Annotated in this window: 14 protein-coding genes; 6 read left to right on the top strand and 8 right to left on the bottom strand. The window is 64.7% G+C overall.

Features of this window, described 5'->3' with window-relative positions; all coding sequences use genetic code 11:
* Positions 1 to 12 precede the first annotated feature (12 nt).
* Complete coding sequence (locus tag DBZ32_RS10995; protein WP_119167213.1) at positions 13 to 1,104, bottom strand: WD40/YVTN/BNR-like repeat-containing protein; 1,092 nt, start codon at positions 1,102 to 1,104, stop codon at positions 13 to 15.
* 248 nt (positions 1,105 to 1,352) lie between these two features.
* Between DBZ32_RS10995 and DBZ32_RS10990 the strand changes: the two genes are divergently transcribed.
* Together DBZ32_RS10990 and DBZ32_RS10985 are read left to right on the top strand one after the other, a co-directional pair.
* Positions 1,353 to 1,709: a MarR family winged helix-turn-helix transcriptional regulator gene (locus tag DBZ32_RS10990; protein WP_328587484.1), complete on the top strand. Its 357-nt coding sequence runs from the start codon at positions 1,353 to 1,355 to the stop codon at positions 1,707 to 1,709.
* 104 nt (positions 1,710 to 1,813) lie between these two features.
* Positions 1,814 to 2,455: a PAS domain-containing protein gene (locus tag DBZ32_RS10985; RefSeq protein WP_162906716.1), complete on the top strand. Its 642-nt coding sequence runs from the start codon at positions 1,814 to 1,816 to the stop codon at positions 2,453 to 2,455.
* On the opposite strand, the gene DBZ32_RS10980 is transcribed toward DBZ32_RS10985, so the two are convergent.
* From DBZ32_RS10980 to DBZ32_RS10970, 3 genes are all read right to left on the bottom strand, one after another.
* Entirely contained in the window at positions 2,452 to 3,387 is a 936-nt protein-coding gene (locus DBZ32_RS10980) for a DMT family transporter (protein WP_119167210.1), read from the bottom strand. The two genes, DBZ32_RS10985 and DBZ32_RS10980, sit on opposite strands and share 4 nt — an antisense overlap.
* A gap of 134 nt (positions 3,388 to 3,521) precedes the next feature.
* A complete protein-coding gene (locus DBZ32_RS10975; protein WP_235830144.1) occupies positions 3,522 to 4,955 on the bottom strand; it encodes a M16 family metallopeptidase in 1,434 nt (477 codons plus the stop codon).
* Positions 4,952 to 6,349: a M16 family metallopeptidase gene (locus tag DBZ32_RS10970; RefSeq protein ID WP_119167209.1), complete on the bottom strand. Its 1,398-nt coding sequence runs from the start codon at positions 6,347 to 6,349 to the stop codon at positions 4,952 to 4,954. Before DBZ32_RS10970 ends, DBZ32_RS10975 begins: the two co-directional genes overlap by 4 nt.
* A gap of 279 nt (positions 6,350 to 6,628) precedes the next feature.
* On the opposite strand from DBZ32_RS10970, the gene recR reads away from it, so the two are divergent.
* The 3 genes from recR to creD all read left to right on the top strand — a co-directional run bounded on the left by recR (position 6,629) and on the right by creD (position 10,323).
* Positions 6,629 to 7,222, top strand: a complete 594-nt coding sequence (recR, locus tag DBZ32_RS10965; RefSeq protein ID WP_119167208.1) for a recombination mediator RecR — start codon at positions 6,629 to 6,631, stop codon at positions 7,220 to 7,222.
* 89 nt (positions 7,223 to 7,311) lie between these two features.
* On the top strand, positions 7,312 to 8,727 hold the full coding sequence (locus DBZ32_RS10960) for a DUF4139 domain-containing protein (RefSeq protein WP_119167207.1): 1,416 nt from the start codon (positions 7,312 to 7,314) through the stop codon (positions 8,725 to 8,727).
* Between the two features lie 177 nt (positions 8,728 to 8,904).
* Positions 8,905 to 10,323, top strand: a complete 1,419-nt coding sequence (gene creD / locus DBZ32_RS10955; protein ID WP_119167206.1) for a cell envelope integrity protein CreD — start codon at positions 8,905 to 8,907, stop codon at positions 10,321 to 10,323.
* A 30-nt stretch (positions 10,324 to 10,353) separates the two neighbouring features.
* Here creD and DBZ32_RS10950 read toward each other — a convergent pair whose 3' ends face one another.
* Entirely contained in the window at positions 10,354 to 11,490 is a 1,137-nt protein-coding gene (locus DBZ32_RS10950) for a DNA recombination protein RmuC (RefSeq protein ID WP_162906715.1), read from the bottom strand.
* Between the two features lie 152 nt (positions 11,491 to 11,642).
* Here DBZ32_RS10950 and def point away from each other — a divergent pair, with 152 nt between their 5' ends.
* Complete coding sequence (def, locus tag DBZ32_RS10945) at positions 11,643 to 12,179, top strand: peptide deformylase (protein WP_119167205.1); 537 nt, start codon at positions 11,643 to 11,645, stop codon at positions 12,177 to 12,179.
* 7 nt (positions 12,180 to 12,186) lie between these two features.
* Here the strand turns inward: def and DBZ32_RS10940 are convergent, their stop codons facing one another.
* The 3 genes from DBZ32_RS10940 to DBZ32_RS10930 all read right to left on the bottom strand — a co-directional run bounded on the left by DBZ32_RS10940 (position 12,187) and on the right by DBZ32_RS10930 (position 15,970).
* Positions 12,187 to 12,621, bottom strand: a complete 435-nt coding sequence (locus tag DBZ32_RS10940; protein WP_235830143.1) for an RNA-binding S4 domain-containing protein — start codon at positions 12,619 to 12,621, stop codon at positions 12,187 to 12,189.
* Positions 12,621 to 15,167 carry a helicase-related protein gene (locus DBZ32_RS10935; RefSeq protein WP_235830142.1) on the bottom strand — a complete coding sequence of 849 codons (2,547 nt, stop codon included), beginning with the start codon at positions 15,165 to 15,167 and terminating at the stop codon, positions 12,621 to 12,623. Before DBZ32_RS10935 ends, DBZ32_RS10940 begins: the two co-directional genes overlap by 1 nt.
* Positions 15,168 to 15,256: 89 nt before the next feature.
* Positions 15,257 to 15,970: a protein-L-isoaspartate(D-aspartate) O-methyltransferase gene (locus DBZ32_RS10930; RefSeq protein ID WP_162906714.1), complete on the bottom strand. Its 714-nt coding sequence runs from the start codon at positions 15,968 to 15,970 to the stop codon at positions 15,257 to 15,259.
* Between the last annotated feature and the right edge of the window lie 23 nt (positions 15,971 to 15,993).

Below are 15,993 nucleotides of genomic sequence, written 5' to 3'. Positions count from 1 at the left end.
TCGCACGACGTTTCAGGTGGAGGGCGCATCGATGACCAGTGTCTCGACCGAGAGAATCGTAGGCAGGTGTTGCGCGACGCAGTTCCACTGCGCGCCTTCGTCGGCACTCGCGAAAACTGTACCGTTGTTGGTGCCGAAGTAGACTCCCGCCGGCTCCAGCGAATCGGTCGCCATGGCTTGGCGAAGCACGCCGAAAAAAACATTCTCTTGTGGCAGGCCTTGTCGAAGCGCAGTCCAACTGGCGCCGCTGTCCCGGGTCTGCCAGACAGCAGCTTTCGCTTCCGGAACGTAGCGGCCCGCAATGTCGCCGTTCAGCGGCAGCAAGTAGAGATGGTCCGGATCGCGGGGATGCGCCACGGCAGGAAAGCCGAAGCTGGAGGGGAGCCCTGCCTCGATGCTTTCCCACTGTCGCCCGCCGTCCTCGCTACGGTACATACCGCAGTGATTCTGCTGGTAAAGGCGGTCGGGCTGGCCGGCCGCCATGACAAGGCTGTGCACGCACTGGCCGTGCTCGGGGTAGTTTTGCCCTTCGGGCAGGAAATCGGCGCGCGTTCCCCGGTTCCGGGCCTCCCAGGTCCGTCCGCCGTCCGCACTGTGGAAGATGCCGCCGGCGGAGATCGCCACCCAGATTTCTCGCTCGTCTTCGGGATGCAGAAGGATCGCGTGCAGGATCAGCCCGCCGCCGCCCGGTTGCCATTCCGGTTGGGAGGGGTGCTCGCGTAGGCCGGAGACCTGCTGCCAGGTCTCGCCGTCGTCGTCGCTGCGGAAAAGACCGGCTGGCTCGACGCCGGCGTAGAGGGTCTTGCCGTTTGTTGCGAGGCTCCAAACCGACTTGATCGGCTCGTCTCCGGCCGCGTAGGCCAAACCCTCGCTCGAGTGCGTCCAAGTTTTGCCGAGATCGGCGGACTTCCAGACCGCCGGTCCGAACCACTCGTCGCCTCCGGCACCGTAGAGCGTGCCGGTCCTGGGATCCGCAATCAGGTGCTTGATCGGCCAAGTTTCGCAGAAGGGACCGCGCAAGGACCAGGTCTGGCGTTCGGCATCGCCTTCGATCAGGAATGCGCCCTTCTTCGTTCCCAAAAGAAGCAAAACCTTCTTCGCCATGTCGCCCTCCCTGCACTGGTTGCTCGCGCCGGGGTTGCTACCGTCAGGCCGGTTCGCGATGCCCGACGCGGCAAGACGGTCGGCACTGCTGCAATTTGCCGCTCACCGAGTGGTTTATGACGGCTGGACAAATACGTTGATATCAACATTATTTCATTATGTCAAAAGACGATCAATTGCCCTTCGGGCTTACTCTCAAAGTGCGAGACAGCTGTCTTTGCCTGGATGTTCAACGTGCGGCTCGAGCCTTGGCGCGCCGTTACGACCAGGCCTTGCGGCCGCTGAACCTGACCAACGGACAGTTCTCCCTTCTGATGTCGCTGAACCGTCCGGAACCGCCGACGATCGGCGAGGTTGCAACTCTGCTGGCTATGGATCGCACGACGCTGACGGCGGCGCTGAAGCCGCTCGCGCGCCGGGGACTGTTGGCCGTAGTCGTTTCCGGCGGCGACCGGCGCAGTCGCCGCATGGCGTTAACGCCGGCCGGCCGGAAGCTCATGGCGGCAGCGGTGCCTCTGTGGATGCAAGCCCAGGCGGAGACTGAACGCTTGCTCGCGGCCTCGGATGTGGAACGGCTGAGATCCGACCTGCGCAGCCTGCGCTGAAGTTCGTGGTGCGACCTGATAGCGTCCGAGCTTCTCCGATCCGCCACCCCGCCTAGAGCGATTGCAGCGGTCGAGTCATGGATTCGTTAGTCCATTAAGAACTTGTGATCTCTTTCCATGTCAAAAAAGACACTCAAAACTTGAGTGATGTGTCAGTTTTTCGACTTTTGCAGGTTTTTGCAGGAGATTTATCGGATGCTGAAATCCCTACGGACTCCGCGTTTTGGAGTGAAACGCTCATGAAACCGCTGGAACTCCGGCATCTCGACCTTTTGGAGTCGTCGCTCAATCGGCAGGTCGCCGACTATTGGTTCAAACTGGCAGACAACCGACCCACCGCCTTACCCGACAAGGCTGAGATAGATCCCTTGGCGCTTGGCAAGGCCTTGCCGCACCTCTGTTTGATCGACGTCCGCCCGGATGGCAGCTTTGCCTATCGTTTGGTTGGTGAGTGGGTGCGCGGACTGGGCGTGCGTCGCGGAAAGACCGTTGGAAATTTGAATGACGGAGACAGCGGTTTCCAAAGCTGCGATGGCTTGCGCCGGTGTCTTAGCGAGCGACTTCCTCTCTGGGACCGCCAGAGCTACGGTCAGCCGGGCGGGCAGGGCGTTGACGGCGAGGGCACCGTCAAGATAGAGGCCTTGGTTCTGCCTTTGACCGCGCGCCCGGGGACAGGACGGATCGACTTCCTCCTGACCTGCGGCGACTTCTGCAAGGCAGTCGTCGATAGCGGATCGGAAACCTAGAGCTGATCGTGATCGGTCGGTTGGCTGCGCCGATTGCGCCGGCTCCTGGCCCAGCGTAGCGGCCGACCGTCGATGGCTGCGAGGCCGAGGGCAATTAGTGCCATACCGGCGAAATGCTCGACCGACAAACGCTCGCCCAGAATCAGGGAGCCGAGCAGGATCGCCGTAACCGGAACCAGGAAGGTGACCAGCAACAGATTGGTCGCGCCGGCTGCCGCCAGAATCCGGAAATAGAGAATATAGGCGAAGGCCGTCGCCAGAATCGCCAGGGCAAGGACTGCGAGCCAAGTCTCCAGGCTTGGCGGGGGCAGCGTCCAGGGACGTTCGAAGAAGAGTGGGAACGGTAGCAGCAGAAGACTCGAGGCGGTGACTTGACCGGTCGCGGTCTGCAGCGGCGTCACGCCCAACCGCTTGAAACGTCGACCGAAAGCGCCGGCAAAGGCGTAGGAAAGGGCAGCTCCGAGGCAGGCCAGTTGGGCGAAGAGGTCGGCTCCCACTCCTTCAAGCGCGCCGATACCGATCATCACCATGGCCCCGGCGAAGCCTATGGCGACGCCCGCAACCTTCGGCCAGGTCGCGCGTTCGTCGGCCAGTAGGGTACCCGCGACGATGACCCCGAACAGCGGCGTGGTGGCGTTCAGGATCGCCGCAAGGCCGGAGGCGATATGGGTCTGACCCCAGACGAGCAAGCTGAAGGGAATAGCGTTGTTGAGCAGCCCCATGCCGAAGAAGGTCAACCAGATGGCCGGGCTCGCCGGCAGGCTTTGACCGGTCAGCCGCAGCACCAAGTGCAGCGTCAGGGCGGCCAGCCCGACGCGTAGCAGGACGATTGTCAGAGGCGGCAGCTCGGTGACGGCGACACCGACGAAGAAGAAGGCTCCGCCCCAGACGACAGACAAGGTCAGGACCAAGGCCCAGACGCCGGCGCTCATGCCCTCCAGTTGTCTGACGGTTTTCGAGATCGCCCTGCCCTCCGTCTTCCGAAGACTTGGCGATAGCACGTAATCCTGGTGGCGGCTCTCCGCTTTTTGTCGTCAGACCGCCGGTCTCGGCGGAGGCTGGAGGGTCAACTTCCGTCGGGTGCGGCGCGGGTCGCCTCTACGTTCTCAGGTTGGCCGACGACGACGGCGGTCAGCTCTTCCGGCTTATAGAGCGTGGCAGCGACGCGCTTGGCGTCCTCCAGAGTGATCGCCTCTATGTAGTTGTTGCGCCGGTCCAGATAGTCGATCCCGAGGCTCTCAAACTGCATGCCGGCCAGGATATCGGCCAGCGACCCCGTGGAATCGAAGCGCAAGGGGAAGGAGCCGGTGAGATAGGTTTTGGCGTTGGTCAGTTCCTCTGCGGTGGGACCGTCCGCGGCCATGCGTGCCCATTCCGCGCGGATGATCTCAAGGCTCTCGGCGACACGGGCGTTGGCGGTTGCGACGCCGCTGAGCACCAGGGCCGAGCGGTCGAGGGGCTGCAGGTAGCTGTAGACGCCGTAGGCCAATCCCCGTTTCTCGCGGACCTCTTCATAGAGGCGCGACGCGAAGCCGCCGCCGCCCAGGATGTAGTTGACGGCGTAGGCCGTGTAGTAGTCCGGATCAGCCCGCTGCAGGCCGCTCTGGCCCAGGGCCACGACCGATTGCGGCACCTCCTGGTCGATCACCACCGTACCGCCGTCGGCGGATGGATCGATCTCGGGCAGATCCAGCGGCGCGGCCTCCGCAGGCAAGGCGCCAAAGGTGCTGTCGAGCAGCGGTCCAAGCTCTTCCGGCGAAATGTCGCCGGCAACACCGACGTAGAGATTGTCGCGCGCCAGTCGCTCGGCGGTGAAAGTCTGGAGGTCGGAGGTCTCGACTGCCGCCAGGGTTTCGGACGTACCGTCGCGTTGGCGGCCGTAAGGATGTTCCGGATAGAGCGTTGCCATCAGCGTCGACCAGGCGATGGCGTCAGGATCGACGGCATTGCGCTGCGCGCGAACGATGAGTTGCTGGCGGATACGCTCGACCGGTTCGGCATCGAAGCGCGGCTCGGTCAAGGACAGCCGCAGCAGGTCGAAAGCGCGATCGCGGTTGCGCGTCAGGGTCGTCAGGGAGCCGGAGAAACTGTCAAGGCCGGCCCGGAAGCCGAGCTGGATCGAGAGATCGGCCAGTTCTTTCTGAAATGCCTGGGAGTCGAGTTCTCCGGCGCCTTCGTCCAGAGTTGCCGCAGCCATGCGTGCGACTCCGGCCTTGCCGTTCGGGTCGCCGGCCGCGCCACCGGCGAAGACCACCTGAAGCGCGATGATCGGATTGGAGTTGTCTTCGATCAGCCAGGCCTCGATCCCGCCGGGCGAGACGACTCGCTGTACGTCAATCGCGACGGCGGAACGGGGCAGAAGGGCGAAGGCGAACGCAGCCAGAACGAGCAGAAACGGGAGTGCTCTCGACGCGACAGGTCGGGCGAGGGTGATACGCGGGGCTTCGGTCGTATGATGGGGCCCGGTCACGTAATGGATCATCTGGTGGGCCTCCGTCATGTCGTGGGCTCGCTGCGCAGGATACCGGTGACGGAGCGGGCGGGATCTATCAGGTCCCGGAGTGCTTGCGTCACCTGCTCGGCCGTCACCGCCGCGATCCGGTTGGGCCAATCCTCCAGGTCTTCGATCGTCGAGCCGGTCGCCAGGGCCGCCCCGATGATGCGTGGAGCGGCGCCGACGCTGTCGCGTGCGTAGATCGCTTGGGCGGTCAGGCGTGTCGTCGCCTCCCGAACCTCATCTGCGGTCACACCCTCGTCGAGGGCGGCCTCGATCTCCGCCCTCAGCGCGGTCTCGACAGCCTCGACCTCCACTCCGGGTCGTGGCGAAGCCCAGAAGGTATAGTGCGTGCCGTCCAGACTGGAACCGTCGTAGCTGTTGCCGGCCCCGGCGGCCAGGCCCTGCTCGATCACGAGAGAGCGGTAGAGGCGGCCCGTGCTGCCGCCCAGCACTTCGCTGAGGACTTGCAGGGCATAGGGACGCTCGGGCATCTCAGCTAACCGGGAGGTTCGGAAGCTGGGCGCCAGATAGGCGACGGAAACCGATGGCTGACCCACGCGTGGGCTCGACAATTCGACCCGACGGCCGGCCCATTGCTGCGGCTCCTGCACTCTGATCCGCTCCGGCACCGGCTTGTGCGGCACCACGCCGTAGTAGCGTTCGGCCAGCGGGCGTACCTCCTCCACCGTCACATCGCCGGAGATTACCAGAACCGCATTGTTGGGCGCATACCAACGGTCGTAGAAGGCCAGCGCGTCTTCGGTGTCGAGAGCCTCGATCTCCTGCTGCCAGCCGATGACAGGTGTGCCGTAGGGATGGTGCAGATAGAGGTTGGCGCGAACCATTTCCCAAAGCTGGCTGGAAGGATCGTTGTCGGTCCGGCTGCTACGCTCCTCCAGCACCACGTCACGCTCGGGCACCACCACCTCGTCGCTGAGCACCAGATTGTGCATGCGGTCGGCCTCGTTGCGCATCATCAGTTCCAGGCGATCCTTTGCGACCGTCTGGAAGTAGGCTGTGTAGTCGAGGGACGTGAAGGCGTTTTCGCGCCCGCCGTTGCGGGCGACGATGTCGGAGAACTCGCCCGGCGCAAGGCTGTCCGTCCCCTTGAACATCAGATGTTCCAGGAAGTGGGCGATTCCCGACTGACCGCGCGGTTCGTCGGCCGAACCGACCTTGTACCAAAGCATGTGGGTGACGATCGGGGCGCGCCTGTTCTCGACCACCACCACCTGAAGGCCATTGTCCAGAGTGAAGGTCTCGGGTTCGAAGACCTGGGCCGCAGCTGGCCCGCGCAGAATGCCCAGCAGGGTGATGGCTGCCAGAAGTGCCAGACCGGCCCGCAGCCCGCCGGATCGCAACACTGCTGGGCTAGCCGGATGATAAGCGTCGAACATACTGGTACCTCATCGGACTCGCGGCGCGGCGAGAGCGGCCGCCATGCGTTATGACCTCCACATATTGTCGGCGGGGCCAAGGAAAGAAACCCAGGAGCCGGTTAAATTTACGTCATCCGTCTGCCGCGATGCGCCTGTGCGTCGCCGGAGGCACAGGCGCAGGGATGATCGGTGCGACGATGGACGCCCCGGTCTCGGCAGGTTAAGTCGAAGACCCTGGAGCCGTCCGTGTTATCGAGTCCCTGGCCGGGTCGTTGGCCGAGTTGTGTGGGAGGGCAGATGCCCGCGTCCGAAATCGAGCGCATGATTCACCTGCTGGCGCGTTTGCCAGGCCTGGGGCCGCGGTCGGCACGACGGGCCGCGTTGGCCTTGATCGTCAAGCGGGAGTCCCTGCTGCGCCCCCTGGGCGAGGCTCTGTTGCGCGCCTCCGAAGCCATCCGGCCGTGCTCCATCTGCGCCAACCTCGACGATCGCAATCCCTGCGGGATCTGTGCCGAGCCGAAGCGTGAAGCGCATCTTCTCTGTGTTGTCGAAGAGGTGGGCGATCTTTGGGCGATCGAGCGCTCCGGCGTCTATCGCGGCCGTTACCACGTGCTGGGCGGAACCCTTTCCGCGCTCGACGGCCGCGGGCCGGAACAGCTTAATGTCGCCGGGCTGTTGGATCGTGCCGCGGCGGTGGAAGTGACCGAGGTGATCCTGGCACTCGGTGCGACCGTCGACGGCCAGACCACCGCCCACTACATCGCCGAACGGCTGGAACCTTTGGGCGTGACGATCACACGCCTCGCCCAGGGGTTGCCGGTTGGCGGCGAGCTTGACTATCTGGACGATGGAACGCTCTCTGCCGCCTTCCGCCAACGTCGACCGGCATAGGGCGAATGCCAACAGCTCCGCCAAACTCCCGCCGCAATGGGTGGCGAGGTTTGATGTAAAATCAATCTACCGAAGCGAGATCAACCTCCATGAACTTTCGCCTTCTTACCGCCGCAGCCGCTCTGTCTTTGCTGCTTGCCACACCGGCGGCTGCCGTAGAGCGGGATCTCTCGACCGAAGCCCAGCGCGGTCTCACGCTGACTGTCTATCAGAATGGCTTGGCTCTGGTGCACGACCGCCGATGGGCGCCGCTGGTCGCCGGACGCAACACCCTGCAGATCGAAGGGCTGAGCGAGCAGTTGATCCTTGGGAGCTTGCGGGTCTACAGCAGCGAAGAGGGCGTCGGGCTGGTGGCCCGCAGTCTACGCGCGGCAGACCTCAATCCCAGTCGGCTGTTGGAGGAGATGGTCGGACGTCGCGTACTCTACGTCACGACCAATCCGAACACGGGGGAAGAGACGACGCGGCCGGCGCGTCTGCTTTCCCTGCATGGCGGTCTGGTGCTTGAGATCGAGGGACGGGTGGAACTCAACCCGCCGGGCCGCATTGCCTTAGAAGCCTTGCCCGAGCCGAACGAGCAGGCTCTGCGGGCCAAGGGCGGTCTGGAGGTCACGCTGGACAGTGCCGAGGCGCGGCCGGCCGAACTGACCTTCGGCTACCTGACTGACGGAATGAACTGGCAGGCTGACTACGTTGCCGATCTGGCACCCGACGGCACGGTCGATCTGACGGCCCATGTCACTCTGAGCAACAACTTGCGCACCCGTTTCGCTTTCGCCGATCTGCGGCTGGTCGCGGGAGAAGTTTCTCGCAAGAGTCTGGCACCGCCGCCGATGATGGCGCGCGGCCAGGCCGAGTCCATGGTGGCGATGGATACCGTCATGGCGCCGGTGGAGACCGGCGATCGCTACCTCTACGATACGGGTCTGGAAATCACTTTGGAGCCGGGTGAGCGCAAGCAGGTGGCCTTGTTTCAACTGACCGATATCCCGGCCGAGCGGCGTTACAGCTTCGACGGACTGGCGAGCCTGGGCGGGCCCGACGAGATCGGCCCGGTGCAGGCGAACCTGGAACTGGTGTTCGACAACCCTGCGCGCACGGACGAGCGCCCCTTGCCGGCTGGGACCATCCGCGTCTACGAGGCGCTCGATGAGGACGAGGGTCAACCGGTTTTCACGGGCGAAGCCGGGATCGGTCACACGCCGGTTGGCGGCGAGGTGGAGCTGTCGCTTGGCCGTGCCTTCGACGTGACCGCCGTGGCCCGCCGCACGACCTTTGAGCGCCTGGGCGACCGCGCCTTCGAGTCCGGTCAGGAAATTCAAGTGACCAACGCCAAGTCGGAGCCGTTGGAGGTTCAGTTGATCGGTCGGTTCCCCCGAGGCACCCAAATCCTCGAGGAAAGTCTGCCGCACGAACAGAGGACGGCGGAGCGTTTGACCTGGACGGTGACCGTTCCGGCCAATGGCACGGCAACCCTGACCTATCGCGCGCGCGTGCAGAACTGACCGCCGAACCGGACCGCGATCGGCCGGCCCTAGTTTCCGATCCGATCATGCGTCCGGAACCGGGCGCTGTTGCCTTTCCCAAGCCGCGATTGGCCGCGCTCTTGCCGCATCGGCTCCTTTGCTACGCCTGATCCATCAGCGACTCTACAGGCTGGTTCCGGCGTGAAGGAGAGGTCGATGCCTTGGAGGCTCGCAGCACAAAGCGAGGCGCGAAAACCGTTTCATGCCCTGGCTTTCAACCCGATCCTGAAGATTCTTCTGATCGCCACGTTGGCGCTGGGACTGTTGATCCCCTTGTCGCTCGTTCAGAACCTGGTCGATGAGCGCGAAGTTCGGCAGCGTCAGGTGGAACGGGAGATCGGCGATCTTTGGGGCCAGCCGCAAATCCTGGCCGGGCCGATTCTCCTGGTACCGGCTCGGCGCGAGCAGGCGGATGAGCAGGGTCGCGTAACGATCCTGGAGGAACATCTGGTCCTGCTGCCCGATGTCTATAATGTCGAGGCGACTCTGGAACCTGAGCACCGCAGCCGCGGCCCCTTCGAAGTCGTGGTCTATCGCCTAGCTCTTAAGATCAGCGGACATTTCTTTCTCGCAGGATCTCCGGCCAGTTCTTTGGAGGGAACCCAACCGGACTGGAGTCAGGCCCGCCTGCTCTTGGGACTGGAGGACCAGCGGAGCCTGACCGAGGCGCCGGAGATCGCATGGGACTCAGACATACTGGTTGCCGAGCCGGGTTCGTCGTCTCTGTTGTTGCTCCCGACGGCCGGAGGCCTTCAGAGCGATCTGTCCTTGAGACCCGACGACTTCGGCCGGCCTTTGACCTTCGCTGCGTCGCTAACGCTAAATGGGAGCAGCCGATTCTCGATCCTGCCGCTTGGCCGAGCGACTTCGGTAACGATTGCCTCGCCTTGGCCGCATCCGAGCTTCGACGGTGCCTTTCTACCCGTCAGTAGCGAGGTCTCCGACGAAGGCTTCACGGCGCGTTGGTCGACGTCTCATTTCGGCCGACGTTATCCACAAATCTGGCGCATCGGCGGAGCGGAAGGGGCATGGCTTCCGGAGCTGGCGGCATCTGCCTTCGGAGTACGTCTCTATCAGCCTGCCGACACATACCAGCAGAGCAAACGGACGACGAAGTACGGCCTGCTGTTTATCCTCTTCACCTTCACGTTGCTGTTTCTCTACGAAGTGATCAGCCGCCACCGACTGCATATTCTCCAATACGGTTTGGTCGGTTGCGCTCTCGCGCTCTTTTATCTCCTGCTCCTGGCCCTGGCCGAGCAAATGACCTTCGCGGCCGCCTATACCATCGCTGCCGCTGCGATCGTGGGGCAGCTGGTCTTCTACACGGCCGGCGCCTTCGGCAGCTTCAAGCGCGCTCTCTGTCTCGGCCTGACGGTGGCGGCACTCTATGGCTGTCTCTATCTGCTGATCGGTCTACAGGACTTGGCGCTTCTGGTCGGCGGGATTGCGCTCTTCGTAGCTCTTACGGCCGTCATGGCCGTGACCCGGCGGACCGACTGGTACGACGTCGGGTGGAGAAACGAGACCAAGACCGAGACAAACGGCGAAAGTGCAACGGTCGGCTCGAACTGAGTAGGATCCGACCCTGCCGGCTGCTGCGCTTCACTCCACCAATCGCGGCCGCGCCGGAGGTGCGACCGTATCGGCGATCTGGCCGGCGGCACCTTCGTCTTCCAATTCCAGGTCCTTGATGCGCTCGCCGCGCTTGGTGACCTTGTCGGCGGAGATGCGGATATCCCGGATGTCGCGGCTGGCCTGATCGAAGTGGGTCTCCAGCTTGCCGACACGCTGATCGAGCCGTGTGACGTCCTCCAGCATGGTCTGCACTTCCGTCTGGATGACGCTGGCCTGCTCGCGCATGCGAACGTCGCGCAGCACCGCGCGCACGGTGTTGAGAGTGGCCATCATGGTGGTGGGGGAGACGATCCAGACCCGCGCCCGATAGCTTTCCTCCACCACATTGGCGAAGTTGGCGTGCAGCTCCGCGTAGACCGCTTCGCTCGGCAGGAAGAGCAGGGCGGACTCCGCCGTTTCGCCGGGAACGATGTAGCGCTCGGCGATGTCCCTCACATGCTTCCGAAGATCCGTGGCGAAAGCGCGCTGGGCGGCCAGCCGGGCCGAGTCCTCTTCGGCTTGGCGCAAGGCTTGATAGCTTTCCAGCGGGAACTTGGCATCGATCGCGATCGGGCCCGGTGGATTGGGGAGCTTGATCAGGCAGTCGGCACGCCGGCCGTTCGCGAGTGTGGCCTGGAAGTCATAAGCCGACGGCGGCAGGGCCGACTGGACAAGGTCCTTGAGCTGCACCTCGCCAAACGCCCCCCGCGCCTGCTTGTTCGAGAGGATGTCCTGCAGCCCGACGACCTGGGTCGAGAGTTCGGTGATGTTCTTTTGCGCCCGGTCGATCACGGCCAGGCGCTCACGCAGATCGGTCATGGCCGTCGACTGGGTGCGGGTCTGCTCGTTCAGCCGTTCGCCGACCCGCTGGGTGAAGTTGCCCAAACGCAGGTCCATCGCCTCGGCAAGTTGGCGTTCCTGGCTGCGTAAAGCCTCGGCGATCTGTGCCTGGGTAGCGGCCTGGCTCTCCGCCATGGCCGTGAGGCGTGCCTGCAAAGCTATGGCTTCGGCGGCCCGGTCGGCTTTTGCGTCTTCGCCCTTCGGGCGCCGCAGCACTGCGACGGCCAAGAGCAGAACCAGCAGCAGAGCGAATCCTGCCAGAAGGAGTTCAGGGCTGAGAGGCACAGTCCGTTCCCTAAGCGGCGAATGAAAGACAACAGGCTAGCACGCGCGTTTCGAGTCGCTCGCCTTGACGGGTCGCGATGCACCGCATAGCTCTTGTTGGAACGATTTCAATCTACGCGCCAACTGGCGGCACCACTGGATATGACGACTCCATGGCCAAGCTCCCGATCCTGACCGCTCCCGATCCTCGCCTGAAGCAACGGGCCAACCCCGTCGACCGCGTCGATGATGATATTCGCCGGCTGATGGACGATATGCTGGAGACGATGTACGTGGCGCCCGGCATCGGTTTGGCGGCACCGCAGGTCGGTGTGCTCAAGCGCGTGATCGTGGTCGACGTGGCGCGCGAAGGTGAGGAGCCGCAACCCCATCAGCTCGCGAACCCCGAGCTTCTGTGGGTGTCCGATGAGGATGCAGGCTACGAGGAAGGTTGCCTCTCCCTGCCGGACCACTACGGCGAGGTTAGGCGCCCGGCCGCCATCCGTTTGCGCTACTTAGACCGCCAGAACGAGATTCGGGAACTGGAAGCCGAAGGTATTCTGGCAACCTGCATTCAGCATGAGATCGACCATCTCGATGGCATTCTCTTCGTCGACCATATGTCGGCGCTGAAGCGCAACATGATCCTGCGCAAGCTGCTCAAGGCGAAGAAGCAGCAGGCCTTGCCGGCCTACTCCGCAGCGAGCTGACAGTGGCTCAGGGGGTATCGCTGGCCTTGAAGCGCAGCAACTTTCGCCGGTCGCGCTTGCCGGGTCGAGCGGCGGCAGCCGGATGGCCGTGCGATCGTCCGCTGGTGGCCGAAAGCGCCGGCTGTTCGCTCGGCGGATCCAGATCTTCGTAGAGGGCCTGGGCCTCCGGCGCCGGGCCGCGCCGGCTGGCCAGCGCCAGCACCTTGATGACCCGGACATGGTCGCCTTGCGGGAAGGTGAGGACGTCGCCGATCCGCAGCTTGGCATGGGCCTTGTCGATCACGGTGCCCGAAAGGCGTAACTTCCTCGAGTCGCAGAGTTTTGCCGCCAGAGCGCGCGATTTGAAAAAGCGGGCGAAGAACAGCCACTTGTCGAGCCGCAGGGTCTCCATCCCGCCGCCATCCGCCTTGATGGGGCCGTCCTCGACCGGCGGTTTCGCCATCAGCGCGCCGACTTTCCGGTCTTGAGCGCAGCCAAGGCTGCGAAGGGCGAGTCTTCGGGGCGGGATGGCGCCTGAGGCGCCTTAGCGCGACCTCGGCTGGTCTTCGGAGCTTTGGTCGAGCGCCTGCCGCCCTTGGGCGGACGGCTGTGAAAGCTACGGCCGTCCTCTGAATCCACGGTCCAGTACCCAAGTGCCGGCAAGGCGACGGCCAGGTTCCGGGCTTCTCCTCCGACCAATCGCGTCAGCTCTGCATCGGGCGTGAAGGCGCCTCCGCGCCCGCGCTTCAGCGCGGCATAGGCCAGCCGCTCCAAGACATCGGCGCGCAGGGCCAGCCGGCCGGCCGCGTTTTCGAACAGCCGGTAGCCGAGTGCGCGCAGATCGGCCTCGTTCAGCTCTCTCGGGGGTGCGAAGGCGGCGGGATCGCCCTCCGGACAGGGAAGCATGACGCCATCCTTGCGCAGACCCTGGAGCAGAGCGCAGACGTCCCGCTGGCGTGGCTTCAGCAAGGCGGGTACGAAGATCGACTGTGCTCCGAGCCGGACGCCGAGCTCGGTCAGGGCTTTGCGTTCGGCCTTGCTCAGGGCGGCAAGCTGATCAGCGACCATCGTGCGTGCCAGGCAGCCCAGGTCTTCCGCCAGTTGGTAGGCCAGGCCACGTGCGGCACCCGACAAGGGAGCCTCCTTCAAGGCGACAAGCGGTTTAAGGCGATTGCCCAGATGCCGGCCAAGCCAAGCCGCCAGCCGCAACCGCAGCCGCTCGCGTGCCGGTCCATCGAGGAATTCGCTGCGTGCGACCTCGACCTGCGGGTTCAAGACCGAGTCGCCGGCCGCCAGCCGGGCAAGCGGTGCCTCGCGCCACAGCAGGCGGCCCTGAGCCGTTAGCCGAAAACTGCCGTCGTCGTCGGCTTCGATACGGCGAACGCGCAGAGGCATCTCTTCGGTCAAGGCACGTCGGGTTGCGGCAAGCAGGGCGCGGCGGTCTTGCTTCTCCGCGCTGGCGTCCAGACGAAAGCGAAAGCCCTCGAGCTGGCCGACGTGTTCGCCCTCCACCACCACCTCGCCGTTCGATTTGACGGCGCTCAGCAGCTTGTCGCCGCTGTCCAGCCGCTTGACCAGCGTTGCCGTCCGCTTGTCGACGAAACGCTGGGTCAGGCGTTCGTGCAGCGCGTCGGACAGCTTGTCCTCGATCCTTCGCGTTCGCTCCTGCCAGTGAGTCGCGTCTTCCAGCCAGTCGGCGCGGTGAGTCACGAAGGTCCAGGTGCGGATGTGGGCGATCCGGGCGACCAGGGCGTCGATGTCGCCCTCATCGCGATCCAGCTTGGCGATCTGGCCGGCGACGAAATCGTCCGGCAGCCGCCGGTCGCGGTCCAGCAAATGGCGGTAGATCTGGTCCAGCAGACGAACGTGGGAATCCGTCAGCGTCTTCCGGAAATCGGGGATCTGACAGACTTCCCAGAGCAGCCGGACCCGGTCCGTCCGGTCGGCCAACACCGCTGGGCCGCCTTCGCGGCTGAGCGCGGCGAGGGCCAGTTGGTCTTCCGCGTTGCGCACGCGGATCAACTCGGGCCGCGGTGGGGGGCGATCGAGCGAGCGCAGCAGCGCCTTCGGACTGGAAAAATCGAGATCGCCGTTGCGCCAGGTCACGGCGGTCAGAGGATCGAAGGCATGATCTTCGACAGCCTCCACCAGCTCGGCATCCATGCCGCCCAGTTCCGTGGTGGTGCCGAAGGTTCCGTCGGCCATATGCCGGCCGGCGCGCCCGGCGATCTGCGCCACCTCCTGGGGGCTTAGCCGACGGGCAAGCCGCCCGTCGAACTTGCGCAGACGCGCGAAGCAGACATGGTCAAGACCGAGATTGAGGCCCATGCCGATCGCATCGGTGGCCACCAGATAGTCGACCTCTCCTGCCTCGAAGAGACCGACCTGCGCATTGCGGGTGCGCGGGCTGAGTGCGCCGAGCACTACGGCCGTGCCGCCGCGCTGCCGGCGCATCAATTCGGCGGTGGCATAGACCTCCGCCGCCGAGAAGGCGACGACCGCCGAGCGTGGCGGAAGGCGCGTGATTTTCTTGGCGCCGGCATAGCTTAAGGTCGACATGCGCGGACGCGAGATGATTTCGGCCTCCGGCACCAGCCTGCGAATCAGCGGCCGGATCGTCTCGGCGCCCAGGAACATGGTTTCATCCTGGCCGCGGGCCCGCAGCAGCCGTTCGGTGAAGACATGTCCGCGCTCCGGGTCTGCCGCGAGCTGGATCTCGTCCACGGCCAGAAAAGCGACGTCGCGACCGAGCGGCATCGATTCGACGGTGCAGATGAAATAGCGCGCGCGGGCAGGGAGAATCTTTTCCTCGCCGGTGATCAGAGCGACCTGATCGGCACCCTTGAGGCGGAGGACGCGATCATAGGTCTCGCGGGCCAGTAGGCGCAGGGGAAACCCCATGGTACCGCTGCCGTGCCCGAGCATCCGCTCGACGGCCAGGTGGGTTTTGCCGGTGTTGGTCGGGCCGAGCACGGCCGTGATGCGGCGTTCGCGCATGATGCTTTGCAAGATTGCTTTCTCGAAGAGGACTTGCAAGTGGTGGGGCTTGGCCGGCTGGAGCGTCTCGCTTGCGGGTCCCTCGACCTGCAGGCCTTGATCTAGCTGCCTTCGACCAGAGGGACGAAGGCGACCGGCAGTACGTCGCGGCTGGAAACCACGCCGTGAACGTCCTTCTGGATCAGATAGAGCCTTTGGGTCGGCGTGCCCAGGAGGCTGCCGAGGGATCCGCCTTCGGCCACGGGGCAGACCAGCGCCCCGCCGGCGGCGAGCTGGTCGATCAGCGCCGGTGGAACCCGGCGCGCCGCCGCCGCGGTCACGATAATGCCGTGAAAGGGCGCTGCCTCCGGCCAGCCGCGCGTGCCGTCGCCGAGACGCAGATGAATCTGCCTATACTTCAGGTTTCGCAGCCGCGTGCGAGCTCCCTCGTAAAGCTCGGGCAGCGACTCGATCGACCAAACCTCGGCGCCCAATTCCGCCAGTACTGCGGCCTGGTAGCCGCAACCGGTGCCGATCTCCAGGATGCGCTTGCCCGGGCCGGCTCCGCAGAGGTCGCTCATCAGAGCGACGATGAAGGGCTGACTGATGGTCTGGGCACAGCCGATTGGCAGCGGCCGGTTCCGATAGGCTTCGGCAGCCTCGCCCGCCGCGATGAACCTCTCTCGCGGAACCCTGCCGACGGCCTCGAGCACCTCCGCCCGCAGCTTCGACCGCCCGGTCCAGCCGGCGGCCTCCGCCGCTTCCTGTGCGATCTCCTTGAGCATCCCGGCGCGAGCGCCAGCGAAATGATCGTCGGTCTCGGTTGTATGTTGCATCGGCGCAGCTCTCCCGCGCTGTC

It is taken from the genome of Algihabitans albus, assembly GCF_003572205.1.
GTDB classification, from domain to species: domain Bacteria; phylum Pseudomonadota; class Alphaproteobacteria; order Kiloniellales; family DSM-21159; genus Algihabitans; species Algihabitans albus.
This window is presented reverse-complemented; position numbering and strand designations above follow the sequence as displayed.